Source organism: Brachyspira sp. SAP_772 (assembly GCF_009755885.1).
GTDB lineage: Bacteria > Spirochaetota > Brachyspiria > Brachyspirales > Brachyspiraceae > Brachyspira.
Window position 1 is genome coordinate 1 of record NZ_VYIX01000232.1, and the last position, 644, is coordinate 644.

The following is a 644-nucleotide window of genomic DNA, read 5'->3' on the forward strand; positions in this document are numbered from 1 at the left end:
TTTCCCGCCTTCGCACCACGAGAACTTCCTTCAGTCGCCTTAAGGACTACCTTCGATCGTACCAAGTAGGCCTATCGCAAAATAACTGTGGAAAAACAACCGCAAATAAAAAACTATTTTTCTATCTTATAGCAATTATCATATTCTATATCATTTTCTTTTAATATATTAATTAACTTCTCTTCAAAAACAACTTCRCTCTCCCAACACATGCCGCACCCTGCAGATATTTCACTTGGTATAGATATAATATTTCCCAATACTTCATTRGTTTGAGCCATAACATTTTTGAAAGTCTTTTCTGCCCTCATAACATCTGTTGTGGTATTGAATGTTATTATTAATCTTTTTTCTTTATTATGTTCATTRTTTTCTGCTATATTATTTTTTGTATTGTTAATTAYTTTATTATTAGATTTTTTTTCAAAGCCTATTATAGCAGCACCTATAGCACCAGCATACTGCCCTCTTTTATCTGTTATCACCTTTCCGCCTAAAGCTTTCTCTAAAGCCTTAACTAAATAATCAAACATGCATAATCCGCCAGTTAGAAAATAAGTATCATCTTTAAACTTTCCGCACAATGAAGAGCCTTTATTTGCAACAGAGTTTACTATCGCATAAGCCATCTCTTTTTTTTCTTT

The 644-nt window shown here is 32.5% G+C and carries 1 protein-coding gene; it reads right to left on the reverse strand.

All coding sequences use genetic code 11. The features are described 5' to 3' along the window. Positions 1-113 precede the first annotated feature (113 nt). Positions 114-644, reverse strand: a 531-nt coding sequence (locus GQX97_RS13745; protein WP_157152323.1) for a DUF3343 domain-containing protein, incomplete at its 5' end; no start/stop codon positions are given.